Genomic DNA, 285 nt, shown 5'->3' with positions numbered 1-285 from the left:
GTTTCAATACGACGAATCACTGCGCCTGGTAACTCGCGTTGAAAAAAGGCACTCACACGGAAGCGACCACAATCTCTCACAATGGCAAAATTCGACTCGCGACTTTTACGAAATTCCTGACGCCGATCTGGTTCCATAGCGCTGTCGAGTAATGCAGCCACATCGCTCTCGGTAAGTTTTTCCCCTTGCGGACGCAATTCGCCATCCACACGAAATAGAATTGGCGCTCCAACCGTGATGTAAAGATCCGACGCTTTCAGCGCCAGCATGCCTTCGAGAAATTTA

The 285-nt window shown here is 49.8% G+C and carries 1 pseudogene; it reads right to left on the bottom strand.

The window, feature by feature from the left end:
* Positions 1–285: pseudogene (locus tag IQR33_RS00230) on the bottom strand (type IV pili twitching motility protein PilT); the annotation flags it as partial.

It is taken from the genome of Vibrio sp. OPT46 (assembly GCF_015163535.1).
GTDB lineage: Bacteria > Pseudomonadota > Gammaproteobacteria > Enterobacterales > Vibrionaceae > Vibrio > Vibrio alginolyticus.
The sequence above is the reverse complement of the archived record's forward strand: the minus strand, read 5'-3'. Positions and strand labels throughout refer to the sequence as shown.